At 63.1% G+C, this 21,934-nt stretch carries 31 protein-coding genes; 21 read left to right on the top strand and 10 right to left on the bottom strand.

The window, feature by feature from the left end; genetic code table 11:
* Positions 1-39: 39 nt before the first annotated feature.
* The gene (gene hemJ, locus ABMA59_RS09220) at positions 40-579 is read right to left on the bottom strand and encodes a protoporphyrinogen oxidase HemJ (protein ID WP_349005042.1); all 540 of its coding nucleotides are present in this window, start codon (positions 577-579) and stop codon (positions 40-42) included.
* A 457-nt stretch (positions 580-1,036) separates the two neighbouring features.
* Between hemJ and ABMA59_RS09215 the strand changes: the two genes are divergently transcribed.
* The 5 genes from ABMA59_RS09215 to dnaQ all read left to right on the top strand — a co-directional run bounded on the left by ABMA59_RS09215 (position 1,037) and on the right by dnaQ (position 4,716).
* The gene (locus tag ABMA59_RS09215) at positions 1,037-1,858 is read left to right on the top strand and encodes a pyruvate, water dikinase regulatory protein (RefSeq protein WP_349005041.1); all 822 of its coding nucleotides are present in this window, start codon (positions 1,037-1,039) and stop codon (positions 1,856-1,858) included.
* Between the two features lie 31 nt (positions 1,859-1,889).
* Complete coding sequence (locus tag ABMA59_RS09210) at positions 1,890-2,489, top strand: Maf-like protein (protein WP_349005040.1); 600 nt, start codon at positions 1,890-1,892, stop codon at positions 2,487-2,489.
* The gene (locus ABMA59_RS09205) at positions 2,482-3,330 is read left to right on the top strand and encodes a shikimate dehydrogenase (protein WP_349005039.1); all 849 of its coding nucleotides are present in this window, start codon (positions 2,482-2,484) and stop codon (positions 3,328-3,330) included. Before ABMA59_RS09210 ends, ABMA59_RS09205 begins: the two co-directional genes overlap by 8 nt.
* A complete protein-coding gene (gene coaE, locus ABMA59_RS09200) occupies positions 3,327-3,920 on the top strand; it encodes a dephospho-CoA kinase (RefSeq protein WP_349005038.1) in 594 nt (197 codons plus the stop codon). Before ABMA59_RS09205 ends, coaE begins: the two co-directional genes overlap by 4 nt.
* Before the next feature lie 70 nt (positions 3,921-3,990).
* Positions 3,991-4,716: a DNA polymerase III subunit epsilon gene (gene dnaQ, locus ABMA59_RS09195; protein WP_349005037.1), complete on the top strand. Its 726-nt coding sequence runs from the start codon at positions 3,991-3,993 to the stop codon at positions 4,714-4,716.
* On the opposite strand, the gene secB is transcribed toward dnaQ, so the two are convergent.
* Together secB and ABMA59_RS09185 are read right to left on the bottom strand one after the other, a co-directional pair.
* Positions 4,709-5,212, bottom strand: coding sequence for a protein-export chaperone SecB (secB, locus tag ABMA59_RS09190; RefSeq protein ID WP_349005036.1), 504 nt, complete (start codon positions 5,210-5,212; stop codon positions 4,709-4,711). The genes dnaQ and secB overlap by 8 nt on opposite strands.
* An 88-nt stretch (positions 5,213-5,300) precedes the next feature.
* Positions 5,301-5,801, bottom strand: a complete 501-nt coding sequence (locus ABMA59_RS09185; RefSeq protein WP_349005035.1) for an FxsA family protein — start codon at positions 5,799-5,801, stop codon at positions 5,301-5,303.
* A 183-nt stretch (positions 5,802-5,984) separates the two neighbouring features.
* On the opposite strand from ABMA59_RS09185, the gene ABMA59_RS09180 reads away from it, so the two are divergent.
* Genes ABMA59_RS09180 through ABMA59_RS09160 form a run of 6 tightly spaced genes read left to right on the top strand, consistent with a single transcriptional unit; the run spans position 5,985 to position 9,156 of the window.
* Positions 5,985-6,686, top strand: a complete 702-nt coding sequence (locus tag ABMA59_RS09180; protein ID WP_349005034.1) for a Tim44/TimA family putative adaptor protein — start codon at positions 5,985-5,987, stop codon at positions 6,684-6,686.
* Positions 6,687-6,710: 24 nt separating this feature from the next.
* Positions 6,711-7,820 (top strand): murein transglycosylase A, encoded by a 1,110-nt coding sequence (gene mltA, locus ABMA59_RS09175; protein ID WP_349005033.1) that lies wholly within the window; start codon positions 6,711-6,713, stop codon positions 7,818-7,820.
* Positions 7,817-8,362, top strand: a complete 546-nt coding sequence (locus ABMA59_RS09170) for a Smr/MutS family protein (RefSeq protein ID WP_349005032.1) — start codon at positions 7,817-7,819, stop codon at positions 8,360-8,362. Before mltA ends, ABMA59_RS09170 begins: the two co-directional genes overlap by 4 nt.
* Positions 8,359-8,730, top strand: coding sequence for a helix-turn-helix domain-containing protein (locus ABMA59_RS09165; protein WP_349005031.1), 372 nt, complete (start codon positions 8,359-8,361; stop codon positions 8,728-8,730). Before ABMA59_RS09170 ends, ABMA59_RS09165 begins: the two co-directional genes overlap by 4 nt.
* Before the next feature lie 49 nt (positions 8,731-8,779).
* Complete coding sequence (locus ABMA59_RS37145) at positions 8,780-8,920, top strand: hypothetical protein (protein ID WP_425475880.1); 141 nt, start codon at positions 8,780-8,782, stop codon at positions 8,918-8,920.
* Positions 8,887-9,156, top strand: a complete 270-nt coding sequence (locus ABMA59_RS09160; protein ID WP_425475879.1) for a DoxX family protein — start codon at positions 8,887-8,889, stop codon at positions 9,154-9,156. The genes ABMA59_RS37145 and ABMA59_RS09160 overlap by 34 nt, the downstream gene beginning before the upstream one ends.
* On the opposite strand, the gene ABMA59_RS09155 is transcribed toward ABMA59_RS09160, so the two are convergent.
* The 6 genes from ABMA59_RS09155 to ABMA59_RS09130 all read right to left on the bottom strand — a co-directional run bounded on the left by ABMA59_RS09155 (position 9,157) and on the right by ABMA59_RS09130 (position 13,895).
* Positions 9,157-10,092 (bottom strand): DUF1402 family protein, encoded by a 936-nt coding sequence (locus ABMA59_RS09155; protein WP_349005220.1) that lies wholly within the window; start codon positions 10,090-10,092, stop codon positions 9,157-9,159.
* A 70-nt stretch (positions 10,093-10,162) separates the two neighbouring features.
* Entirely contained in the window at positions 10,163-11,476 is a 1,314-nt protein-coding gene (gene hslU / locus ABMA59_RS09150) for an ATP-dependent protease ATPase subunit HslU (protein ID WP_349005030.1), read from the bottom strand.
* 8 nt (positions 11,477-11,484) lie between these two features.
* Positions 11,485-12,090 (bottom strand): DUF2585 domain-containing protein, encoded by a 606-nt coding sequence (locus tag ABMA59_RS09145; protein ID WP_349005029.1) that lies wholly within the window; start codon positions 12,088-12,090, stop codon positions 11,485-11,487.
* Positions 12,087-12,596 carry a GNAT family N-acetyltransferase gene (locus ABMA59_RS09140; RefSeq protein WP_349005028.1) on the bottom strand — a complete coding sequence of 170 codons (510 nt, stop codon included), beginning with the start codon at positions 12,594-12,596 and terminating at the stop codon, positions 12,087-12,089. The genes ABMA59_RS09145 and ABMA59_RS09140 overlap by 4 nt, the downstream gene beginning before the upstream one ends.
* Positions 12,586-13,137 (bottom strand): ATP-dependent protease subunit HslV, encoded by a 552-nt coding sequence (hslV, locus tag ABMA59_RS09135; RefSeq protein ID WP_349005027.1) that lies wholly within the window; start codon positions 13,135-13,137, stop codon positions 12,586-12,588. The genes ABMA59_RS09140 and hslV overlap by 11 nt, the downstream gene beginning before the upstream one ends.
* A 410-nt stretch (positions 13,138-13,547) precedes the next feature.
* Positions 13,548-13,895, bottom strand: a complete 348-nt coding sequence (locus tag ABMA59_RS09130; protein WP_349005026.1) for a hypothetical protein — start codon at positions 13,893-13,895, stop codon at positions 13,548-13,550.
* Between the two features lie 575 nt (positions 13,896-14,470).
* Here ABMA59_RS09130 and hisB point away from each other — a divergent pair.
* Genes hisB through coaA form a run of 10 tightly spaced genes read left to right on the top strand, consistent with a single transcriptional unit; the run spans position 14,471 to position 20,776 of the window.
* Positions 14,471-15,070, top strand: a complete 600-nt coding sequence (gene hisB / locus ABMA59_RS09125; protein WP_349005025.1) for an imidazoleglycerol-phosphate dehydratase HisB — start codon at positions 14,471-14,473, stop codon at positions 15,068-15,070.
* Between the two features lie 2 nt (positions 15,071-15,072).
* Entirely contained in the window at positions 15,073-15,558 is a 486-nt protein-coding gene (locus tag ABMA59_RS09120; protein WP_349005024.1) for a DUF2628 domain-containing protein, read from the top strand.
* On the top strand, positions 15,558-16,208 hold the full coding sequence (hisH, locus tag ABMA59_RS09115; protein WP_349005023.1) for an imidazole glycerol phosphate synthase subunit HisH: 651 nt from the start codon (positions 15,558-15,560) through the stop codon (positions 16,206-16,208). Before ABMA59_RS09120 ends, hisH begins: the two co-directional genes overlap by 1 nt.
* Positions 16,205-16,492 carry a DUF1330 domain-containing protein gene (locus ABMA59_RS09110; protein ID WP_349005022.1) on the top strand — a complete coding sequence of 96 codons (288 nt, stop codon included), beginning with the start codon at positions 16,205-16,207 and terminating at the stop codon, positions 16,490-16,492. Before hisH ends, ABMA59_RS09110 begins: the two co-directional genes overlap by 4 nt.
* Positions 16,493-16,496: 4 nt before the next feature.
* Positions 16,497-17,225 (top strand): 1-(5-phosphoribosyl)-5-[(5-phosphoribosylamino)methylideneamino]imidazole-4-carboxamide isomerase, encoded by a 729-nt coding sequence (gene hisA / locus ABMA59_RS09105; RefSeq protein WP_349005021.1) that lies wholly within the window; start codon positions 16,497-16,499, stop codon positions 17,223-17,225.
* Positions 17,226-17,252: 27 nt separating this feature from the next.
* Positions 17,253-18,089 (top strand): arginase family protein, encoded by an 837-nt coding sequence (locus ABMA59_RS09100; RefSeq protein ID WP_349005020.1) that lies wholly within the window; start codon positions 17,253-17,255, stop codon positions 18,087-18,089.
* A gap of 12 nt (positions 18,090-18,101) precedes the next feature.
* A complete protein-coding gene (locus ABMA59_RS09095; RefSeq protein ID WP_349005019.1) occupies positions 18,102-18,659 on the top strand; it encodes a Uma2 family endonuclease in 558 nt (185 codons plus the stop codon).
* A gap of 6 nt (positions 18,660-18,665) precedes the next feature.
* Complete coding sequence (gene hisF / locus ABMA59_RS09090; protein ID WP_349005018.1) at positions 18,666-19,460, top strand: imidazole glycerol phosphate synthase subunit HisF; 795 nt, start codon at positions 18,666-18,668, stop codon at positions 19,458-19,460.
* A gap of 10 nt (positions 19,461-19,470) precedes the next feature.
* The gene (locus ABMA59_RS09085; RefSeq protein WP_349005017.1) at positions 19,471-19,794 is read left to right on the top strand and encodes a phosphoribosyl-ATP diphosphatase; all 324 of its coding nucleotides are present in this window, start codon (positions 19,471-19,473) and stop codon (positions 19,792-19,794) included.
* Positions 19,795-19,816: 22 nt separating this feature from the next.
* Complete coding sequence (gene coaA, locus ABMA59_RS09080; protein ID WP_349005016.1) at positions 19,817-20,776, top strand: type I pantothenate kinase; 960 nt, start codon at positions 19,817-19,819, stop codon at positions 20,774-20,776.
* Here coaA and ABMA59_RS09075 read toward each other — a convergent pair.
* The gene (locus ABMA59_RS09075) at positions 20,763-21,872 is read right to left on the bottom strand and encodes a phosphatase PAP2 family protein (RefSeq protein WP_349005015.1); all 1,110 of its coding nucleotides are present in this window, start codon (positions 21,870-21,872) and stop codon (positions 20,763-20,765) included. The genes coaA and ABMA59_RS09075 overlap by 14 nt on opposite strands.
* Positions 21,873-21,934: the final 62 nt, after the last annotated feature.

Raw genomic sequence — 21,934 nt, 5'->3', positions numbered from 1 at the left:
AACGCAGGCAAAGAGCAAGGAGCCTTTATCGATCAAAGGTCAGAAAGGCTTCACGACGACGAGGACGACGATAATAATCATCAGGACGGTGGGGATCTCGTTCACGATCCGCCAATGCCGCGCCGGCTTTTCGTTGCGATCCTCTGCGAAGCGTCGCACAGCGCCGCCGAGATAGCCATGGACAGCCGACAGCGCCAGCACGGCGGCGATCTTGGCGTGCAGCCAGCCGCCCTGGAATGAAAAGCCTTTCCAGGCGAGCCACAACCCGAACACCCAGGTGGCGATCATCGCCGGATTGATGATCAGTCGGTAAAGCCGCCGTTCCATGACCTTGAACGTTTCGGACTGCACGGAACCGGGTTCGGCGCTGCTGTGGTAGACGAAGAGCCGGGGCAGGTAGAGCATGCCCGCCATCCACGAGATGACGGCGATGATATGCCCGGCCTTGATCCAGAGGTAGAGGTTTTCGGGATCGAGCAGGAAGAGCAGGATCGCGGCCAGGGCGAACACAGCCAGGCCGATAGCCGCCCGTTTGGCCACCTTGCCACCACTCGATCCTACGCCTTGCGTATCAGACATTGGCCTCTCGCTCCTCAACCAGTTCGATCTTCCTAAGCCTATTTGCGTCCTTCGCGACGGCTCGGACCTTCACCCACAGGTCTCCTCCTATCTTAAACTTTTATAAATGAATCTTCTGATTCTATGACTCTGTTGGAATCGATGATTCCGACTTGTCCTTCCCTCCGTCGCCAATGCGACGTGGTTCCTTATCGTACAAACCCGGCGCCGCAAAGGAGAACAGCGGGGACAAGCCGAATTTAGCTTTTATTTTCAAATACTAAGAACAAGGCGCACTTTGACCGCTTGCAACGGGATGTGCAGCCGTTGGACTTTTCCCCAGAATTCTGCAGAACCTGCCAGCCGTTCCAACAGCGCTGCGAATTGTGGACAAGACGCCATCTGATACAGTCGCGGACATGGGTGGTGGGAAAACGTCGTGGTTTTCCACATCCGCCCACAGGCCGGGGCGAGATACGTGAATAAACCGCAGAGCTTCTTTCATCTCCATCTGATCTCGGATGCCACCGGCGAAACGCTGCTGGCAGCAGGCCGGGCCGCCTCGGCGCAGTACAAGGATGCCCGCGCCATCGAGCACATCTACCCGCTCATCCGCACCGAAAAGCAGCTCAGCAAGGTATTCGAGGATATCGATGAAGAACCTGGCATCGTGCTTTATACGATTGTCGATCAGCAACTCGCGGGATTGATCGATGCGCGCTGCGCCGAGATGGGCCTGCCTTGCGTTTCCGTGTTGGAACCGGTGTTGGCCGTTTTCCAGTCCTATCTCGGAACGCCGGCCGGCCGACGCGTTGGCGCCCAGCATGTGCTCGATGCGGATTATTTCCGGCGCATCGATGCGCTGAATTTCACCATGGAGCACGATGACGGGCAATTGCCGGACGATGCCGATAGCGCAGACGTGGTGCTGATCGGCATATCGCGGACGTCGAAGACGCCGACCAGCATCTATCTCGCAAATCGCGGCATCAAGACCGCCAACATTCCGATCGTTCTCGGCGTGCCGATACCCGAGGCCCTGACTCAGGCAACCCGGCCGTTGATCGTCGGGCTGGTGGCCAGCGCCGAACGCGTATCCCAGGTCCGGCAGAACCGGATGCTCGGCGTCGCCGGTGGCTTCGACGTGCAGTCCTACATCGACCGCGCCACCATTTCCGAAGAACTGGCTTACGCCCGCCAGATCTGCACACGCCACAACTGGCCGATGATCGACGTCAGCCGGCGCTCGATCGAGGAGACCGCGGCGGCCATCGTTGCCCTGCGCGGCAAGACGCGATAGGCGAGGGCCGACAACAATGGCGCGATCCCCCATGACCAAGCCCCTTATCCTCGCCTCCTCGAGCCCGTTTCGCAAAACCATGCTGGTTAATGCGGGTCTCGATTTCACTGCCGTTGCCGCTGAAATTGACGAACGCGCCGTTGAGGCGCCGTTGGCCGATTCGGGTACCACGCCGGAAGAGGTGGCGGAAATTCTGGCCGTGGCCAAGGCTACGGAAGTCAGCGAACGTCATCCGGGCGCGCTCGTCCTGGGATGTGATCAGACGCTGTCCCTCGGCGATCGCTTGTTTCACAAACCCAGGGATATGGAGGACGCCCGCCGGCATCTGCTGGCGCTCTCCGGAAAGACCCATCATCTGAACAGTGCTGCCGTATTGATTCGTGACGGCGAAGTCATGTGGCGCACCGTCTCCGTGGCGAGGCTGACCATGCGGACGCTTGAGCCCGCCTTCATCGGCCGCCATCTGGCGCGCGTCGGCCAAAAAGCCCTGCAGAGCGTCGGCGCCTACCAGATCGAGGGTGAAGGCATTCAACTGTTCGACAGAATCGAAGGCGATTATTTCACCATCGTGGGCTTGCCTCTTCTTCCGGTCCTGGCGGCGCTTCGCGACCTGGGCGCCATTGATGGCTGAGGCAGCACGAAAGGCGTTTGTCTGCGGGCATCCGATTGCGCATTCGCGGTCGCCAAAAATCCATGGCTATTGGCTGAAGCACTATGGTCTCGCAGGCAGCTATGAGGCGGTCGACGTCGCGCCTGACGAGTTCGCGGATTTCGCCGCATCGCTTAGAAAAGGCGGGTACACCGGCGGAAACGTCACCATCCCGCATAAGGAGGCCGCGTTCCGAGCCGTCGATTGCCGTGATGCGGCCGCGGAGGAGATCGGCGCGGTCAATACTCTGTGGGTGGAAGACGCCAGGCTCTGTGGTTCCAACACGGACGCTTATGGTTTTGCGGCAAACCTCGATGATCTGGCACCCGGCTGGTCCACATCGCCCGGCGCGGCGGTGGTCCTGGGCGCCGGAGGGGCGGCCAGAGCGGTGCTTTGTGCCCTGAAGCAGCGCGGTTTCTCCGACATCCGTATCGTCAACCGGACTCTTGTACGCGCGCAGGCCCTAGCGCTGGAATTTGGTCCGATCTTCTCGGCACATGAACTTGACGCAGCCAACACCCTCCTTGGCGACGCGATGTTGCTGGTCAATACGACGTCGCTCGGTATGCATGGGGAGGCGGAACTTCCGGTAGATCTTGATCGGCTGCACGACCATGCACTGGTGACGGACATCGTCTATGTGCCGCTGGAAACGCCGCTGCTTGCGGCCGCCCGCAAGCGTGGGCTGAAGGCTGTCGATGGCCTTGGCATGCTGCTCCATCAGGCCGTGCCCGGTTTCGAAAAATGGTTCGGCATCCGGCCGCAGGTGACGTCGTCGCTGCGCGACCTGATCGCCGGCGACCTCGTGGCTAAGGCAGCGTGATTATCCTCGGCCTTACCGGGTCGATCGGCATGGGCAAGTCGACCACGGCCAACATGTTCCGCGAGGCCGGCGTGCCGGTTCACGATTCCGATGAAGCGGTGCACCGACTTTATGCCGGCAAGGCCGCTCCACTTGTGGAAGAGGCGTTTCCTGGGACGCTCAAGGATGGAACGATAGACCGCGCCGAACTCTCGAAACACGTGCTGGGCAAACCCGAGGCGTTGAAAAGGCTCGAAGCCATCGTCCATCCGCTGGTGCGCGATGATGCAAGGGCCTTTCTGGTGCGTCATCGCGCTGCCGACGCGCCTCTGGTGATCCTCGATATCCCTCTGCTGTTCGAGACCGGCGGCCGCGACCGTGTGGACAAAGTCGTGGTCGTTACCGCCGATCCGCAAATCCAGCGGCAGCGCGTGCTTGCCCGGGCTGGAATGACCGCGGAGAAGTTCGAAGCCATCTTGGCAAAGCAGATTCCAGACGCCGAAAAACGGCGGCGGGCCGACTATGTCATCGATACCGGGCTCGGCATGGAGAGCGCGCGCCGCGCCGTCTCGGAGATCGTCGCCGAACTCGGTGGGAAACCCTTGGGCTGAACAGCCCGGCGCTTGCCTGCAGCACGCTCATGCCGGAGAATCGCACCGGCCCTCTCGAAAGACCTGTCCCATGCGCGAAATCATCTTCGACACCGAAACCACCGGCCTCGATTCCCGCGAGGACCGCGTGATCGAGATCGGCGGGGTCGAACTTGACAACCGATTCCCGACAGGCCGAACGTTTCACGTTTACATCAACGCTCAGGGTCGGCCGGTTCACCCTGATGCGCTCGCGGTGCACGGCATCAGCGATGCCGAGCTTGCCGACAAGCCGACCTTTCCGCAAATCGCCGAGCAGTTCCGCGCCTTCATAGAGGGCGCGCGTCTCGTCGCCCACAATGCGGGCTTCGACATGGGTTTCATCAATGCGGAGTTCGCGCGGCTCGGCTTGCCGCCGATCGGTCCGGAGCGGGTGACCGACACCCTGGCGCTGGCGCGGCGCAAACATCCGATGGGGCCGAACTCGCTCGACGCGCTCTGCCGGCGCTACGGCATCGACAACAGCCGCCGCACCAAGCACGGCGCGCTGCTCGACTCCGAGCTGCTCGCCGAGGTCTATATCGAACTCATCGGCGGCAAGCAGGCAGCGTTGGTCCTGGAAACTGTCGAGGTCACGACCGTCGAAGTGTCGGTCGAATTCGCGGAGCCACAGCAACGGGAACGGCCGCGCCCGTTGGCCGCAAGACTGACTGCGACCGAACGCGAGGCGCATGCGCGCCTCGTGGCTCAGTTGGGCGAAAAAGCGATCTGGTTGGAAACCGCCGGTGCTTTGCAGCAGGCGGAAGCGCTTAGCTGACCTTGACCTTGGAAGCGGCCTGATCCTCGGCCAGCTTCTGCTGGAACATCTGCGCGAAATCGATCGGATCGAGCATCAGCGGCGGGAAGCCGCCATTGCGGGTCGCCTCGGCGATGATCTGCCGCGCGAACGGGAACAGCAGGCGCGGGCATTCGATGAACAGAAGCGGCAGCATGTGCTCCTGCGGAAAACCCTCGATGCGGAAGACGCCGCCATATACCAGTTCGACATTGAACAGCACGTCCTTCTCGAAGGAAGCCTTGGCGTTCAGCGTCAGGTTGACGTCGAATTCCTTGTCGGAGAGCGGATTGGCGGCAACATTGACGTTGATGTTGATGCCGGGGGCCTTTTCGCGGCCGCGCAGCGAATTCGGAGCGCCGGGGCTCTCGAAGGAAAGATCCTTCACATACTGGGCAAGCACATTGAGCGTGGCTTTGGTGGTCTGGGCGTTTCCGTTGGTCGCCGTCCCCGCCGGCGCGTTCTCGTTGATGGCCATCGGCCGTAGTCCTTTCGCTTCAGCCGCGCTGCGGCCCGGTCAAAATCGCGGCTTCGCTAGCATGGCGGGCAAGGCAACACAAGTTTGCCTATTTTTCTCCGTCGATACGGCGCCAGGGCGAGTCCGCATTGGGCGTCGGCTTGTAGTCGTCTTCATCGAGATCGATGATCGGACCGCGCTTCGGGCCGCGGCCCGCCTCAAAGCCGCCGCGGAACATGCCGAAATCGCCAACGATCCGCACCCGGTCGCGGACCAATCGCCAGCCGAGGTCACGAACCGGCGGCAGGAACAGCAGCAGTCCGACGATATCGGTGATGAAGCCGGGGAGCATCAAAAGGATGCCGGCGATCACGATCATCACGCCATGCGCCATCTGCCGGCTGGGGTCGCGCCCAGCGGCAACGTCGCTGCGCAGCCGGGTAAGCACGCCGAACCCCTGCCATTTCAGCAGGACAGCACCGACGACGGCGCTGGCAAGGACCAGGCCGATCGTGGCCAAGGCGCCGATCTCGCGCCCGACGATGACGAAGCCGGCGATTTCGGCCAGCGGCAGCACGAAAAGGATCAGAAGCGGGATCAAGCGATACACGAGCGGTCCAGGTTACCTTTGTCGCGCCAACAGATTGCTGCTGGCGCATCACTTCATACATAGGTATGCAGGCGTTTGATTTGAATGATCGCACACTGCGGTCTATATGGATTGCTTGCAACCCATGCTGCTGTGCCCGGCGAGGGACCGGGAGCCGCTTCAGAGGAACGGTTGGCGGAAGAAATGGAATTCTTCGACTTCGGGACGATATTTTTCTTGGTCGCGGCGGTCGTGATCTTCTTCCAGTTGCGCAATGTGCTCGGCCGGCGCACGGGCAATGAACGCCCGCCATTTGATCCCTATACCGCCGGCCGTACCCGTGAAAAGGATCCGGCCAAGACCGACAATGTGGTTTCGCTGCCGAAAAAGCGCGCACCCGGGGAGCCAGACGAGACCTATGCGGCGATCGACGCCGCCGCGCCGCCGCCGAGCGACCTCAACAAGGGACTTCGCGCCATTCGCGATGCCGACCCATCCTTTGAGCCCAAGACCTTCGTCGATGGCGCCAAGATGGCCTACGAGATGATCGTCATGGCCTATGCCGATGGCGACCGCAAGACGCTGAAGAATCTGCTGTCTCGCGAGGTTTTCGACGGATTTGTCGCCGCGATCGGCGAGCGCGAGACCCGGGCCGAAAAGATTCAGTCTTCGTTCGTCGGCATCGACAAGGCGGAGATCGTGTCGGCCGAAATGAAGGGCAGCGAGGCGCATATCACGCTGCGCATCGTCAGCGAGCTGATCTCTGCGACCCGCAACAAGGCGGGTGAGGTGATCGACGGAGATCCCGAAACCGTGGCCGAGGTCAAGGACGTCTGGACCTTTGCCCGCGACACCCGCTCCAAGGATCCCAACTGGAAGCTGGTCGCCACCGAAGAGGAAGAGTGAGTTTTCGCTCGAGGGCGCGCCGCCATGCCGCCGCTTTCCCCCGCCTTTGTCCCCGTCGATTTCGCTGATCTGCCGGGCTGGACCGAAGACGACCAAAGTCTGGCCTTCGCGGCATTCCGCCGCTCCGCATTCCATGTCCTGACCAAACCTTATCGGAATGGCAGCCTGGGTGTCGATTTTGCCGCCTTCGGGCCTGCCTATGCCGAGGCCCGGGCGATCGACACGCTGGAGCCTGTGGAAGCACGCTTCTTCTTCGAACGGCATTTCGTTCCGGCTTTGGTGCGGCCGGAGGGTGCGGAGAAAGGCCTGGTTACCGGCTTTTATGAGCCGGAAGTCGAGGCGTCCCCCGTTCGTACGGCCGATTTCACTGTCCCGCTGCTCCACCGCCCCGAGGACCTCGTCGACATCGACGATTCGAACCGGCCTCTGGGGCTCGACCCGTATCTGGCGTTCGGCCGCAACTCCAAGGACGGCATCGTCGAGTATTTCGACCGGGACGAGATCGAGCGCGGCGCTCTGGCGGGGAGGGGGCTAGAGTTCGCCTGGCTGGCAAGCAAGGTCGATGCCTTCTTCATCCATGTGCAGGGCGCAGCGCGACTTGACATGCCGGACGGCAGCACCAGGCGCGTCACTTATGCGGCCAAGAGCGGCCAGCGTTTCTCGGGACCTGGCCGCATCCTGGCCGACCTCGGCGAAATCCCGCTGGCGCAGGTGACGATGCAGTCGATCCGCGCATGGTTTGCCGCTCATCCGAACCGCATCGACGAGATCCTGTGGCAGAACCGCTCCTATATTTTCTTCCGCGAGGCCGAGGTCGACGATCCGGCGCTGGGGCCGGTGGCAGCGGCGAAGGTGCCGCTGACGCCGGACCGCTCGATGGCGGTCGACCGCCTCCTGCACACTTTTGGCACGCCGTTTTTCATTCATGCGCCCAGCCTGACGGCTTTCGACGGAAAACCGTTCCGGCGCCTGATGATCGCGCAGGACACGGGTTCGGCGATCGTCGGCCCGGCGCGGGGCGACCTGTTTGCCGGGTCGGGCGATGCCGCAGGCGAGATTGCCGGTGTGGTGCGCAACGACGCGGATTTTTTCGCGTTGCTGCCGCGTGCGCTCGTCGAAGGCCGCCGGCCATGAGCCGCCGTGCCGAAAAGACGCTGAGCGACGAGGATCGTGTTCTTTGGAACCTCGTGGCGCGCAGCGCCACGCCGTTGAAGGGCCGCAAGCCTGTGGCCGCTCCGGAGTTAGCCCCGGTTTCGATGGCCGAGGCGCTGGTCCAGGCCACGTCCGAGCCGCCGAGGCCGGCCATCCCGACCATCGCGCCGCGCCGCAACCCGCTGGCGCAAAATCCGCTCGACCGCCAGACTCACGACAAGTTGGCTGCCGGTCGACTGCCGATCGAAGGCCGTGTCGACCTGCATGGCCTGACGCAGGAGGAGGCCTATGGGCTGCTTCTCTCGTTCCTCGGCCGGGCGCATTCCAATGGTGTGCGCTACGTACTTGTGATCACCGGAAAAGGCTCGTCCTCCGGCGGTGACGGTGTGCTGCGGCGGGCCGTGCCGGGCTGGCTGGCGACCGCGCCGTTCCGCCTGATGGTGAGCAGCCACGATCCAGCCGCGCGCCATCACGGCGGTGGCGGCGCGCTGTATGTGCGGCTGCGCCGCAAGAGCCCGCGATGACGCCGTTCGGAGAAAAAATGCGCGCGCTGCGGGCCGAGCGCGGGATCAGCCAGAAGGACATGGCCGCGGCGCTGGGCGTCAGCGCCGCCTACCTGTCGGCGCTGGAGCATGGCCGCCGTGGTGCGCCGGGCTGGCCGATGGTGCAAAAGATCATCGGCTACTTCAACGTTATCTGGGACGATGCCGAGGATCTGGAAAAGCTTGCCTGGGAATCGCATCCGCGCATCGTGGTCGACACCGCCGGTCTCAGTCCGGAAGCCACGCGGCTCGCGAACCTTCTCGCCGACAGGATTGGAAGCCTCGACCGGTCGACGATCGATTCGCTCATCGAAATCATCCGCTCTGCCGGTCCGTCCGTGTCGGAATAGGCCATGGTCGTTCGTCCTCGCCGTATTCTGGCAATTCGAGGGATTTGAGATGAGCGAACGCGCGATGACCATGACCGGCTGGGTGCTGACCGGCCTCTATGCGCTTTTCATGCTGGGCGCGTCGGTGACGCCGAAGCTGCGGTGGCCGAGGAAACCATGGCGCAGCTCGGCTGGCCGGCGGGTTATGTGACCATGATCGGCGTGATCGAACTGGCCTGCGTGCTTCTTTATCTCTACCCACGCACCAGCGTGTTCGGCGCGGTGCTCACCATGGGCCTGCTCGGCGGGGCGATGGCGACGCAGATCCGCGCCGGCAGCCCGCTGTTCAGTCACATTCTGTTTTCGATCTATCTCGGCCTCTTCATGTGGGGCGGCCTGTGGCTGCGCGACGCGGCGCTGCGCGCGATTTTCCCGTGGCGCCGGTGATCAGAACAGCGCCCGCAGTTCCGGCAGCTTGTCGTTGACCAGCCAACCGTAATAATTGACCTCGGGCATGCGCGGTTCCTTGCCTTCGGCCGCGCGAGCCTTGTTTTCGGCACGCAGCGCATAGGCCCGGCCTTCCGGATCGCCGACATTGTAGAGCGTCGCGGTGATGCCGGGATTTTGCGAAATGTCGAAGCCTGCGATCTTGCGATAGCTGTCGATCGACATTTTCAGCGTTGCCGCGACATAGGCGAGCGTCAGATCCGGGTCCATGATCGTCTCATAGACCTTGTTCGGGTCTGACGCTTCGAGCTGCGGGAAGCCGGACACGCGGCTGACGAGGTCGCTCATCTGCAGGGCGGTGAGCGGATTGAGCTGGCCGATGCCAAAGGTCTGGCCGGCATAGAAGGGCTGGAAGAACACCGCGCTGAAGCGATTGTTCGGAAAGGACTGGCCGCCGACCGTCTTGCCGCGGAACTCCTTGTTCCAGACGCGCTCGCGGCAGGTCCAAAGGCCATAACTGTCGGTCTTGTCCGCACAGCCCTGGAATTGCGGGCGCTGGACGAAGTCGGTGACCTCCTCGCCGTCATAGGCGAAGTGCAGTTTGCTGGTGAGATAGGACGCGGCCTTGACGTAGTAGGTCTGGAGCCGGTCGTAGGCGTCGACATTGTAGGTGTGCTCGCCGACGATGGCTCCGACGATGTGCATCGGGTCGATGCCGTAGGCGGCCGCCTGCTGCTTGATCTTGGAACGCAGCTTCGCGTTGTTCTTCAGCAGGCCGTAGACTTTTCGGTATTTGCGCTCGAAGGTCGTGCCGCTCGACTTGGTGCGCTTGGTCGATGCACCCGGGATGGCAGGCTGCTCGGCCATGCTGTTGCCGGGCGGGACGACGGTCTGGGCGGAGGCATGGCCCGGAGCAAGGACGGCGACTGCCATCATCGCCGTCAAGGCCGCAGCTAAGAATGCCCTTGCTTTCATTGACCAGCTTCCCGCCCGAGGTTTTAGCTGCTTACAGAATAAACCGCGACAAATCTGTGTTTTTCGACAGATCGCCGACATGTTTCTGCACGTAAGCTGCGTCGATCGTCACCTTTGTGCCGTTCTGGTCGGGTGCCGTGTACGATATCTCGTCCAGAACCCGCTCCATAACCGTCTGCAGCCGGCGGGCGCCGATGTTCTCGACGCTGGCATTCAAGTCCACCGCGATGCCGGCCAGTTGGTCGATCGCATCGTCGGTGAAGTCCAGGTCGACGCCCTCGGTCTTCATCAGCGCGATGTACTGCTTGATGAGGCTGGCCTCCGTCTCGGTGAGGATGCGGCGAAAATCCTCCTTTTCCAGCGCGCGCAATTCGACGCGGATCGGCAGACGGCCTTGCAGTTCGGGCAACAGGTCGGATGGCTTCGACACGTGGAAGGCGCCCGAGGCGATGAAGAGGATATGATCTGTCTTCAGCGGCCCGTATTTGGTCGCCACCGTCGTGCCCTCGACCAGCGGCAGCAGGTCGCGCTGCACGCCTTCGCGCGACGGACCGCCCGAAATGCCGTCCTGCCGCGCCGCAACCTTGTCGATCTCGTCGATGAAGACGATGCCGTCATTCTCCGCCGATTCCAGTGCGCGCCGCACGACCTCATCCTGGTCGAGAAGTTTGTCGGACTCGTCGTTGATGAGCAGGTCGTAGGATTCCTTGACCGTGGTCTTGCGCGTCTTGGTGCGTTTGCCGCCCATTGCCTTGGACAGCATGTCGTTGATGTTCATCACGCCGATATTGGCGCCGGGCATGCCGGGGATCTCGAAGCTGGGCATGCCGCCGCTGCCGGTGTCGGCCACCTCGATCTCGATCTCCTTGTCGTCCATCTCGCCGTCGCGCAGCTTTTTGCGGAAACTGTCGCGGGTGGCCGGGGAAGCCGTCTTGCCGACAAGGGCTTCCAGCACGCGCTCCTCGGCGTTGATGTGGGCGCGCGCCTTCACGTCCTCGCGCATCTTGTCGCGCGTCAGACCGATCGCCGCCTCGACCAGATCGCGCACGATCTGCTCGACGTCGCGGCCGACATAACCGACCTCGGTGAATTTGGTCGCCTCGACCTTGATGAAGGGCGCGCCGGCGAGCTTGGCGAGACGGCGGGAAATCTCGGTCTTGCCGACGCCGGTCGGGCCGATCATCAGAATGTTCTTCGGCATGACCTCTTCGCGCATCTGGCCTTCAAGCTGCTGGCGCCGCCAGCGGTTGCGCAGCGCGATTGCCACGGCGCGCTTGGCGTCCTTCTGGCCGATGATGTAGCGGTCGAGTTCGGAGACGATTTCGCGGGGGGAGAAGGTGGTCATGGTACTTGTTACATTCCACTTTGCCACTGCTTGATCCCTTCCACCGGGTACAGCAGCATGATGATGTTGAGGGTAAGGTTGTCTCGGATGATGTAGCCGACGACCAGTTCGAACAGGACGGCCAGTGCTATCGTCACCCATATAGGAAGCCGGGCGGCCAACGCAAAACCCAGCACCATCCACAGCGTGTCGGACACGGAATTGATGACGCTGTCGCCGAAATAGTCGAGCGAGATGGTGGCTTCGCGGTAGCGGTTGATGATGAAGTCGGAGTTTTCGAGGAGCTCCCAGCCGGCCTCGACGATCACGGCGCCGACCAGCCGCAACCCGACATTGACGCGCGGCATGACCAGCCAGAACAGGCCGTAGAACAGGAAACCGTGGATGATGTGCGAGAAGGTGTACCAGTCCGAAATGTGCTGGCTGTTCTCGCTGCTCTGCACGACGCCGTGCCAAAGTTTCACCGTCCCGCATTTGCAGATGAGCGGCTGTCCCATCAGGTAGAGCGTGACGCCTTGCGCGGCGATCAGCGCCGCCGCGATCAGCAGGCCGGCCAGAAAAACCTTCCTGTGCGCAGCCACCTGCGGATCGGGCGCAGTCGCGGCGGCCGTCATCGCTCCATCTCCTCATTGTCGCGGGCCATCAAAAGCACTTGCCCGTAGATCGTGTCGCGTTCGCCGACCGGCGCGAAACCGGCCTTCTCATAGGCGCGGATGGCGCGGGCATTGCTCGGGTGCGGATCGATGACCACGCGCGGCGTGCCTTCGTCGAACAAGTCGTCGATGAATTGGGAGAGAAGCGCCGAGCCGTGGCCGACGCCGACCAGTTCCGGCACGCCGATGCTGAGGTCCAGCCCGAGCGTGCCGAAAGGCTGGTCCGCATAGGGATGGTCGTCTTCCAGATGCGGGTCGTAGCTCTGCAGATAGCCGATCGGCTTGCCGTCGAGTTCGACGATCAGCGCTTCGGTCGCCAAGTCGTCGATCGCCTGCTCGATCTCGGCCAGCGCCTCGGCGGGATCGCCCCACCATTCGCGAAGGTGGGGCTGCCCGAGCCATGAGGCGACGAGCTTGAGGTCGCGCGGCGTCAGCGCGCGAAAACCGTAGCGGGCCTCACGCGGCATCGAGCGTTTCGACGACAAAATTGCCGTTGGTGTAGACGCAGATTTCGGAAGCGATCTGCATCGCCTTGCGGGCGATCTCTTCCGCGTCCTTGTCGGTGTCCATCAGGGCGCGCGCGGCGGCCAGCGCATAGTTGCCGCCCGAGCCGATCGCCATCACGCCATGCTCCGGTTCCAGCACATCGCCGGTACCGGTGAGCGCCAGCGAGACGTTCTTGTCGGCCACCAGCATCATCGCCTCGAGGCGGCGCAGATAGCGGTCGGTACGCCAATCCTTGGCGAGCTCGACGCAGGCGCGCGTCAACTGGTCGGGATATTGTTCGAGTTTCGCTTCCAGCCGCTCCAGCAGCGTGAAGGCGTCGGCCGTGGCGCCCGCGAAACCGGCGATGACGCTGCCGCCCTTGCCGATGCGGCGGACTTTTCTTGCATTGCCCTTCATGATCGTCTGGCCGAGGCTCACCTGGCCGTCGCCGGCGATCACGACTTTTCCCCCCTTGCGCACCGTCACGATCGTGGTGGCGTGCATGGTCAGTTCATTCGACATCTTTTGCTCCGATTCCGCGCGGTCCCGTCAGCGGCGATCCGTGCGATACGAGGGTATGAAGCGCCATATGTATGTGGGACGGGGCGGAATGCAAATTGCCGGCGGTGCCGCGGGGACAGTCTACTTTTATCCCCTCGCGCCAGCCCGTCCAAGGCCGAACCCTTCGGGGGATAAAAGTAATACCCGGTCCACTCGGAAACCCGAAAACGGCCTGGGAGATATGCGGCCGAACAGGCACAAGTGCCGGGGACAGTTTACTTTTTTCGGCCCGCGCGACCTCTGGACTGCCGCGGCCTTTCTGCCGAAAGAAGGTAAACTGTCCCCTGCGGCTACCCTTCGAGCATCGGCCACGCGCGAACGGTTTTCGGGTTTCCGAGTGGCCCGGGTAAAACTGTCCCCTGCGTGGAGCGTCAGAACCTGGCATCGCGAAGCTTTTTCTCGGCTTCGAGGATCGCTCCCCAGGACGGCCCGCGCTTCGCCCAGAAGTCGCTCGCGTATTTGATCATGAGGGCGGCCTCGCGAACCATCGCGTCGTCGATGCCGCCAAGGCAGATGCCGTCGCCGCGCTTGTCCAGCTTGAAGCTGCATCGGTGCGTATGCCTGCACTCCTTTCGCCGGCAGCGGGCGGGGGCGCCGCCCGCGGTGGCGGCGAGGCGCAGCGCGTCCGCCATCGCGTCGCGGACAGAAGGCGGCAGCACCTCCCAGGTCAGGATCAGGCGCTTGCGTCCTTCATGCTCATCATGGCTATCGTCGCTCATGGCTATTCCTCTCGATTCGGAGCGCACTTCATCGTCGCCACGCCCTGCTTTTGCAGTCTGGCCATTGACCGGAATGTGGGAAGCGGGGCGCAGGGCCGAGCCTCTCAAAGTTTTTGTACGTGGCGCGAACCCCGCGCCCCGCCGGCGTGCTTGCCCGACCGCTGATACCGCCCACTCGATCGAGGGCGCGTCGTCGCGATCTGGGGCCCGGGCGTAAAGGCTCTCGCCAGGCCGCGCACCGTTACGCGGCCATCCCGGCGCCGTCGCTCTCCCCTGATACCCGGTGCGCACCAGGTTTCCCGCGAGAGCGATCGCGGGGATTATGAGGCGGAATGGGCCGGCGGGGATGAAGCCAGGCAAAAAACATGCGGCCGACTTTTTTCGCGAGCGCGCCATTGCCGAGCAAGTGCCGGAGACGGAACGCTTTTCCGAAAGGCGCGCGTCGGAAGCACCTGCGCGTTTCCAAGAAAAACACAGTGCCTCGTCCCCCTTCGCCAAACCTGTGATAGGCCAACTTTCATTCGCCGGACCATGCTGTTACAAGGCTCGCGTTTTCGCCAGACACGGGATTTTCCATGGCCGCCCGCACCGCCGATGTAAGCCGTTCGACCAAGGAGACACGCATCGCCGTGTCGGTCGATGTCGATGGGACGGGCAAGGGCGAGATCGCCACCGGCGTCGGCTTCTTCGACCATATGCTCGACCAGCTCTGCCGCCATTCGCTGATCGACATGAAGGTGCGCGCCGAAGGCGACCTGCATATCGACGACCATCACACGGTCGAGGATACCGGCATCGCGCTCGGCCAGGCCCTGTCGAAGGCGCTGGGCGAGCGGCGCGGCATCACGCGGTATGCCTCGCTCGACCTCGCCATGGACGAGACTCTTACGCGCGCCGCCGTCGATGTATCCGGCCGGCCGTATCTGGTCTGGAATGTGCCGTTCTCGTCGCCGAAGATCGGCACCTTCGATACCGAACTGGTGCGTGAATTCTTTCATGCCTTCGCCCAGAACGCGGGCATCACGCTGCATGTGACCAACCTCCACGGCGCCAACAACCATCATATCGCCGAGACCTGCTTCAAATCGGTGGCGCGGGTGCTGCGCGCCGCACTGGAGCGCGACCCGCGCCAGCCGGACGCGGTGCCCTCCACCAAAGGCAGCCTGAAAGGGTAGAGATGGCGCGTTTTGTCGTGATGGAGCCGGCCGACGCGCTTGCTGGCGACGCGGCCGCGCAGGCGCGGATCGTGCGCGACGGCTTTTCGTTGTTCGGGTTTATTTTTCCGCCGTTCTGGCTGCTCTGGCATGGCCTGCTGATCGAGGCGGTCGTCACCTTTGCCGCCATGTTCGGTATCGCGGTGGCGACCGAACTGCTGGGGCTGGGCCTTGCCGGCTCGCTCGTGTCGCTGCTGCTCTCGGTCTTTGTCGGCCTGGAGGGTTCGGCGCTGCGGCTGGCGGCATTGCGCCGGCGCGGCTGGCGGGAATGGGGCGTGCTGGAGGCCGACTCGCTGGCCGATGCCGAGGCGCGCTATGCGGTCGAAGTGTTCGGCGATGCCGATGCGGACGATGCGGCGCCGGTGATCGCGCCGGCCGCGCGGCCGCAGGCGGCAAGACCGTCGAAAGGTCCGGCGCTCGGCCTGTTCAGCTATCCGGGGCGAAGCTGATGAGGGTCGCTATCATCGATTACGGCTCGGGCAATCTGCGCTCGGCGACCAAGGCTTTCCAGCGCGCCGCGCGCGAGGCCGGCATCGCCGCCGAGATCGACCTGACAGCCGATGCCGAGCGGGTGCGCGGCGCCGACCGCATCGTGCTGCCGGGCGTCGGCGCCTATGCCGACTGCGCCGCCGGCCTGCGTGCGGTCGACGGCATGTGGGAGGCGGTCGAGGAGGCGGCCATCGCCAGGGCAAAGCCGTTCCTCGGCATCTGCGTCGGCATGCAGCTTATGTCCGAGCGCGGACTGGAGAAGACGGTGACGCGCGGTTTCGGCTGGATCGCCGGCGACGTGAAGGAGATCGCGCCGCGAGACCCCGCGCTGAAGATCCCGCAGATCGGCTGGAACACGATTCACGTGAAACATTCGCATCCGCTGTTTACCGGAATCCGCACCGGCGACGACGGCCTGCACGCCTATTTCGTGCATTCCTACCATCTTGAATCTCTGCATGAAGATGAGGTTGTGGCCGTAACCGACTATGGCGGGCCGGTGACCGCCGCCGTCGGCCGCGACAATCTTGCCGGCACGCAGTTTCATCCGGAGAAGAGCCAGGCGCTCGGCCTGGCCCTCATCGCCAATTTTTTGAGGTGGAAGCCATGAAGAAGGGCTATTGGATGGCCATGGTTTCGGTTCTCGACGAGGAGAACTATCCGCAATACATCGCTGCCAATAAGGCGGCGTTCGACAAATATGGCGCGAAATTCCTGGTGCGGGGCGGGCAGGCGTCGAGCCCGGAAGGTTTTGGCGCCAACCGGCACGTCGTCATCGAGTTCGAGTCCTACGAAACGGCGCTGGCATGCTACCACTCGCCCGAATACCAGGCGGCGCTGAAACTGCGCCGCGCCTTTTCGGCCTCGCATTTCGCCATCGTCGAAGGCGCTTGATAAAATGATCCTTTTCCCTGCGATCGACCTGAAGGACGGCCAATGCGTGCGCCTGAAGCTGGGCGACATGAACCAGGCCACCGTCTACAATCCCGATCCTGCGGCTCAGGCCAAAGCCTTCGAAGACCAGGGTTTCGAATGGCTGCACGTCGTCGACCTTGACGGCGCCTTTGCCGGCGAAAGCCGCAACGGCGCGGCGGTCGAGGCGATCCTGAAGGCGACCAAAAACCCGGTGCAGCTCGGCGGCGGCATCCGCACGCACGCCCACATCGACGCGTGGCTGGCAAAAGGCCTCGCCCGCGTCATCCTCGGCACGGTCGCGGTGCGCGATCCCGGACTGGTCGAGGAAGTCTGCCGGCTGCATCCCGGAAAGATCGCCGTCGGCATAGACGCCAAGGGCGGCAAGGTTGCGGTCGAGGGCTGGGCGGAGGCCTCGACGCTCGGCGTGATCGAGCTGGCGAAAAAATTCGAGGGTGTTGGTGTCGCGGCGATCATCTACACCGACATCGACCGCGACGGCGTGCTGGCCGGCATCAACTGGGACGCGACCATCGCACTTGCCGAGGCGGTCTCGATCCCGGTGATCGCGTCGGGCGGGCTGGCCTCGCTGGCCGACATCAGGCGCATGACCATGCCCGACGCGCATAAACTCGAAGGCGCCATTTCCGGCCGCGCGCTGTATGATGGGCGCATCGATCCGGCCGAAGCCCTGTCGCTGCTGCGGGCAGCCTAGTTCGTCACGACGATTTCGGAGACCGCGATGAAGCTATCGATCATCCTCGCGCCCTATGACAGCGGTCAATACCATGGCGGTTTCGGCCAAGGTCCGGAAGCGCTGATATCAGGCGGGATCGTCGAGGCGCTGACGTTCAACGGTCACGACGTCGTCGTCGACGATGTCGGCGAAGTCGGCGAAACACCGCGCCGCGAAATTGCAACCGGGTTCGCGGTGTGCAGGGCGGTCGCCGCTAAGGTCGACGCCAGCGTTTCCGAGGGAAGGTTTCCGATCGTGCTGGCCGGCAATTGCCTGTCGGCGCTTGGCGCGGTGGCGGGCGAGGCGGCGGATTCGGTCGTCTGGGTCGACCAGCACGGCGACCTCAACACGCCGGAGACCTCGATCCACGGGTTCCTCGACGGTATGGCGCTCGGCACCATGCTCGGCCTGTGCTGGAAGCCGATGGCCGCAAGCATAGCGGGCTTTCGCGCCATCGATCCGTCGCGCTGCATGCTGGTCGACGCGCGCGACCTCGATCCCGACGAAAAACGCCTGCTGGAGAGTTTACCGATCGTGCGGGCCGCGGTTCGCGATGCGCCGGGCGAGGTGGCGAAGCTCAAGGCGGCGGGCGTGGCCCGCACCCATCTGCATCTCGATCTCGACGTCCACGATCCGCGCACGCTGCGGGTCAACCGTTACATGGCACCCGGAGGCCCGAACCCCGACCAACTCCGGCAAATGGCCTGCGGCGTAGCGCGGTCCATTCCGGTCGTCGGCGTGACGCTGACCGCCTACGATCCGGCATTCGACGCCGAGGCGGAGGTTCCACCGGTCGTCGGCCGGCTGCTGATCGATTTTCTGGCGGCGCTGGAGCGGATTTGATAGATTGAAACCATGAACATCCAGTCGAGACATCCAACCACGGCGGACGAGTTCCTGCGCTGGAACGAAGGGCGCGAGGGCAAGCGCGAGTTCGTGCAGGGGAGGGTTGTCGAGATGATGGTCGGCGTTTCTGAAAGCCATTGGTGGATCGTTTCCCGGCTCCAACTGATCATAGCCCGCCAGATTGGTTTGAAAGATTTCATCGTCGGTGCGTCGGATTTTGGCGCGAGAACGCCGGACGGCGTCCGATATCCTGATCTGCTTGTTGTCCGGCCCTCTGGACAACCGCGAAATCTGGCGGCCAAGGAACCGTTATTCATCGCGGAAGTTCTTTCGCCATCTTCGCTGGCGCGTGATCTGGTCGAGAAGCAGGAAGATTACAGAGGTTTGCCCTCGCTTCGCGAATATCTCGTTCTTTCTCAGGAAGAGGCCAGAGTATGGTTGTGGTCGCGCGATCGGGATCAGTGGACGGGTCCGACAGAGATTTCCGGCATGGAGGGGACGGTCGAACTGCAGGGCCTTGAGGTCACAATAGAACTCTCCGAACTCTATGAAGGCATCGGCCGCTAACCAAGCATGACCCTCAAATCCCGCGTCATTCCCTGCCTCGACGTCAAGGACGGCCGTGTCGTCAAGGGCGTCAATTTCGTCGATCTGATCGACGCCGGCGATCCGGTCGAGGCGGCGCGCGCCTATGATGCGGCCGGCGCCGACGAGCTCTGTTTCCTCGATATCACCGCATCATCCGACAACCGCGAGACGATCTTCGACGTCGTGGCCCGCACGGCGGAACAATGTTTCATGCCGCTGACCGTCGGCGGCGGCGTTCGCCAGGTTGCCGACATACGAAGACTGTTGCTGGCCGGTGCCGACAAGGTTTCGATCAACACGGCAGCCGTAAACAATCCGGATTTCGTCGCCGAGGCTGCCGACAAGTTCGGCAACCAATGCATCGTAGTCGCCATCGATGCCAAGAAGGTATCTGGCGCCGGAGAAGCCGATCGCTGGGAGATCTTCACCCATGGCGGCCGCAAGCCGACGGACATCGATGCCGTCGCGTTCGCCCGAAAGGTGGTCGATCTCGGCGCCGGCGAAATCCTGCTCACCTCGATGGACCGCGACGGCACCAAGGCCGGATACGACATCGCCCTGACCCGCGCGGTAGCCGACGCGGTGCGTGTGCCGGTCATCGCTTCCGGCGGCGTGGGCAACCTTGACCATCTCGTGGAAGGAATCCGCGACGGTCATGCGACGGCGGTCCTCGCCGCCTCGATCTTCCATTTCGGCACCTATTCGATTTCACAAGCCAAGACGCATATGGCGGCGGCAGGCCTCGCCATGCGACTCGACTTCGCACTGCAACAGGCCTAAACGGCGGCCGATGACCGCATTTTCGCTTTCCGATCTGGAGAAGATCGTCGCCGAGCGCGCCCGTTCGGGCGACGCTTCGTCTTCTTGGACGGCAAAGTTGTATGCCGCAGGCATGGATCGCGCCGCCAAGAAGATGGGCGAGGAAGCGGTGGAGACCGTGATCGCGGCGGTGCACGGCGAGCCCACGGCTCTGGTCGCGGAAAGCGCCGACCTCCTCTACCACCTTCTGGTCGTGCTGGCTGTCGCCGGCGTGCCGCTGGCCGATGTCATGGCCGAACTGGAGCGCAGGACCGGGCAATCCGGACTCGCGGAAAAGGCGTCGCGTGCCGGCTGACGGCACGGCATCGAGAGGGCAGATGGATCAGTTCGCTCCGACCGAGAAATATTCTCCCTACCGCTTCTTCACCGCCGAGCGCTGGGCGGAATTCCGGGCGGACACGCCGCTGACGCTGACGGCGGAGGAAGTCGAGCGGTTGCGTTCGCTGCAGGACCGGGTCGACCTTGACGAGGTCAGGCGCATCTACCTGTCGCTGTCGCGGCTGCTTTCCGCTCATGTCGAGACCAGCCAGGCGCTGTTCCGCCAGCGCAAGGCCTTCTTCAATGCCGCCGACGTGCGCAAGACGCCATTCATCATCGGTATGGCCGGCTCAGTGGCTGTCGGCAAGTCGACGACCGCCAGGCTCTTGAAGGAGTTGATGCGCCGCTGGCCGTCGAGCCCCAAGGTCGATCTGATCACGACCGACGGCTTCCTCCAGCCGAACGACGCCTTGCGCCGCCAGGGGTTGATGGAGCGCAAGGGTTTTCCGGAGAGCTACGATGTCGGCGCGCTGCTGCGCTTCCTCTCCGCGATCAAGTCGGGCGAGGCCAACGTGCGCGCGCCGGTCTATTCGCACCTGACCTATGACGTGGTTCCGGGCGAGTTCGTCACAATCGACCGGCCGGACATTTTGATCTTCGAAGGCCTCAACGTCCTGCAGCCGCGCGACCTGCCCAAGGACGGAAAATATGTGCCGTTCCTGTCGGATTTCTTTGATTTCTCGTTCTTCATCGACGCCGACGAGGACCTCATTCACGACTGGTACATCTCGCGTTTCATGCGGCTTCGCGAGACGGCGTTCCGAAATCCCGACTCCTTCTTCCATCGCTATTCGCGGTTGTCGGAGGATGCGGCTCGCGCCATCGGTGAAGGCTTGTGGCAAAACATCAATCTGAAAAATCTGCGTGAGAACATCCTGCCGACCCGGCCCCGCGCCGACCTGATCCTGCGCAAGGGCGAGGATCACTTCGTCAAGGAAGTGGCTCTCAGGAAGCTGTAAGTGCCTGCGAGGCGATAGGACGGCTTGGCGGCCTCGCGGTTGCCGATCTTCCGGGATCGGGCAGCCATTTTTTCACGGCTACGAAGATCAGACCCGCGACCGCTATCGCCGCGTATCCGTCGATCGCATAGTGCCAGGCGAGATAGACGGAGCTCAGTTCGACAAACGCAACATATGCAAAGGCAATCATGCCGAGTTTGCGGCTGAACGCATACAGGAAAAACGCGTTGAGACCGATCAACGCAACATGGACGCTGGGGAACGCGGATATCCCCGTGGCCAGACCGGCCGTGCCGTTGATGTAGGCGAGCCACAGATATTTTTGATAAATGGCCGTGCCATCGGCTGTTTCACCGCCCTGCGCCAGAAATTGGAGCTGTTCCGCGAACCGTTGGCCATCGCCCGTGACCAGGCCGTAAAAGGCCGGCCCGGCGGAGAGAAACAGGCCGGCCAGCAGGTTGCCGACGATGATCCAGACAAGCATGAAGCCGACCAGGTAGCGGGTCCTCAGCCTCCTGGCGCGCGGCGACGTCACCATGAAGAACAGGGTTCCGTAGCAGATCGATGACCAGCCCAGATGATAGTTCCATTCGACGAGTCTTCTGACGGTGTCGCTTCCCCATGCGACCTGGATCAGTCGCCAGGGATCCACCCCGCCATGCAACGCGGCATCGATATCGGCGTGCAGGCGATCGTAGGGGAAACCGCCGTGCAGCAGGGGCAGAACGTTCTTGATCGAGGTGAATGTCCCGAAGAAGATCGTCATGGCCTGCATGAGAAGAAGACCGGAGACGAGATAGGCCAGACGCCGCGGAGAAAGGAAACGGCTGAACGCAAGATTGCGGCGCCGGCCAAATCGGACAACCGACCAGCAGAGATCGAAGACAAGCACGACGGTCGGCATGACGAGGCCGAACATGAACAGGCCGCTGCCGACATAGATCCCGTAGGCGGCGCGCTCGCCCGCCTGGAGCAGGTGAAGCAGCGAGATTCCGGCCAGCGCATAGACGGCAATGAAAAAATAGATTCCCGCGTCGGCGCGAATATACGCCGCGGTTTCGCGAAGGAAGATTTCGAACTTGCCGTCCGACGCCATCGAAGCCGCCTTGATGGCACAAGGCGCCTGTCCCGCCGCCCTGTGCAACTGCCGGATTCAGC

Origin of the sequence: Mesorhizobium yinganensis (assembly GCF_040081985.1) — a bacterium.
In the GTDB taxonomy this organism is placed as follows: Bacteria; Pseudomonadota; Alphaproteobacteria; order Rhizobiales; family Rhizobiaceae; genus Kumtagia; species Kumtagia yinganensis.
This window is presented reverse-complemented; position numbering and strand designations above follow the sequence as displayed.

What these genes read in the sequence shown, in the direction of transcription:
- ABMA59_RS09075 (WP_349005015.1), bottom strand. Translation starts at nt 21,872, where the DNA reads ATGGCGTCGGACGGCAAGTTCGAAATCTTCCTTCGCGAAACCGCGGCG.
- ABMA59_RS09120 (WP_349005024.1), top strand. Translation starts at nt 15,073, where the DNA reads ATGGCGCGTTTTGTCGTGATGGAGCCGGCCGACGCGCTTGCTGGCGAC.
- ABMA59_RS09155 (WP_349005220.1), bottom strand. Translation starts at nt 10,092, where the DNA reads ATGATGGCAGTCGCCGTCCTTGCTCCGGGCCATGCCTCCGCCCAGACC.
- ABMA59_RS09145 (WP_349005029.1), bottom strand. Translation starts at nt 12,090, where the DNA reads ATGACGGCCGCCGCGACTGCGCCCGATCCGCAGGTGGCTGCGCACAGG.
- hisA (WP_349005021.1), top strand. Translation starts at nt 16,497, where the DNA reads ATGATCCTTTTCCCTGCGATCGACCTGAAGGACGGCCAATGCGTGCGC.
- hisF (WP_349005018.1), top strand. Translation starts at nt 18,666, where the DNA reads ATGACCCTCAAATCCCGCGTCATTCCCTGCCTCGACGTCAAGGACGGC.
- hslU (WP_349005030.1), bottom strand. Translation starts at nt 11,476, where the DNA reads ATGACCACCTTCTCCCCCCGCGAAATCGTCTCCGAACTCGACCGCTAC.
- ABMA59_RS09110 (WP_349005022.1), top strand. Translation starts at nt 16,205, where the DNA reads ATGAAGAAGGGCTATTGGATGGCCATGGTTTCGGTTCTCGACGAGGAG.
- hemJ (WP_349005042.1), bottom strand. Translation starts at nt 579, where the DNA reads ATGTCTGATACGCAAGGCGTAGGATCGAGTGGTGGCAAGGTGGCCAAA.
- ABMA59_RS09100 (WP_349005020.1), top strand. Translation starts at nt 17,253, where the DNA reads ATGAAGCTATCGATCATCCTCGCGCCCTATGACAGCGGTCAATACCAT.
- mltA (WP_349005033.1), top strand. Translation starts at nt 6,711, where the DNA reads ATGCCGCCGCTTTCCCCCGCCTTTGTCCCCGTCGATTTCGCTGATCTG.
- hisH (WP_349005023.1), top strand. Translation starts at nt 15,558, where the DNA reads ATGAGGGTCGCTATCATCGATTACGGCTCGGGCAATCTGCGCTCGGCG.
- ABMA59_RS09130 (WP_349005026.1), bottom strand. Translation starts at nt 13,895, where the DNA reads ATGAGCGACGATAGCCATGATGAGCATGAAGGACGCAAGCGCCTGATC.
- ABMA59_RS37145 (WP_425475880.1), top strand. Translation starts at nt 8,780, where the DNA reads ATGAGCGAACGCGCGATGACCATGACCGGCTGGGTGCTGACCGGCCTC.
- ABMA59_RS09205 (WP_349005039.1), top strand. Translation starts at nt 2,482, where the DNA reads ATGGCTGAGGCAGCACGAAAGGCGTTTGTCTGCGGGCATCCGATTGCG.
- ABMA59_RS09160 (WP_425475879.1), top strand. Translation starts at nt 8,887, where the DNA reads ATGGCGCAGCTCGGCTGGCCGGCGGGTTATGTGACCATGATCGGCGTG.
- ABMA59_RS09165 (WP_349005031.1), top strand. Translation starts at nt 8,359, where the DNA reads ATGACGCCGTTCGGAGAAAAAATGCGCGCGCTGCGGGCCGAGCGCGGG.
- ABMA59_RS09085 (WP_349005017.1), top strand. Translation starts at nt 19,471, where the DNA reads ATGACCGCATTTTCGCTTTCCGATCTGGAGAAGATCGTCGCCGAGCGC.
- secB (WP_349005036.1), bottom strand. Translation starts at nt 5,212, where the DNA reads ATGGCCATCAACGAGAACGCGCCGGCGGGGACGGCGACCAACGGAAAC.
- dnaQ (WP_349005037.1), top strand. Translation starts at nt 3,991, where the DNA reads ATGCGCGAAATCATCTTCGACACCGAAACCACCGGCCTCGATTCCCGC.
- ABMA59_RS09095 (WP_349005019.1), top strand. Translation starts at nt 18,102, where the DNA reads ATGAACATCCAGTCGAGACATCCAACCACGGCGGACGAGTTCCTGCGC.
- hisB (WP_349005025.1), top strand. Translation starts at nt 14,471, where the DNA reads ATGGCCGCCCGCACCGCCGATGTAAGCCGTTCGACCAAGGAGACACGC.
- ABMA59_RS09140 (WP_349005028.1), bottom strand. Translation starts at nt 12,596, where the DNA reads ATGCCGCGTGAGGCCCGCTACGGTTTTCGCGCGCTGACGCCGCGCGAC.
- coaA (WP_349005016.1), top strand. Translation starts at nt 19,817, where the DNA reads ATGGATCAGTTCGCTCCGACCGAGAAATATTCTCCCTACCGCTTCTTC.
- ABMA59_RS09170 (WP_349005032.1), top strand. Translation starts at nt 7,817, where the DNA reads ATGAGCCGCCGTGCCGAAAAGACGCTGAGCGACGAGGATCGTGTTCTT.
- ABMA59_RS09210 (WP_349005040.1), top strand. Translation starts at nt 1,890, where the DNA reads ATGACCAAGCCCCTTATCCTCGCCTCCTCGAGCCCGTTTCGCAAAACC.
- ABMA59_RS09180 (WP_349005034.1), top strand. Translation starts at nt 5,985, where the DNA reads ATGGAATTCTTCGACTTCGGGACGATATTTTTCTTGGTCGCGGCGGTC.
- hslV (WP_349005027.1), bottom strand. Translation starts at nt 13,137, where the DNA reads ATGTCGAATGAACTGACCATGCACGCCACCACGATCGTGACGGTGCGC.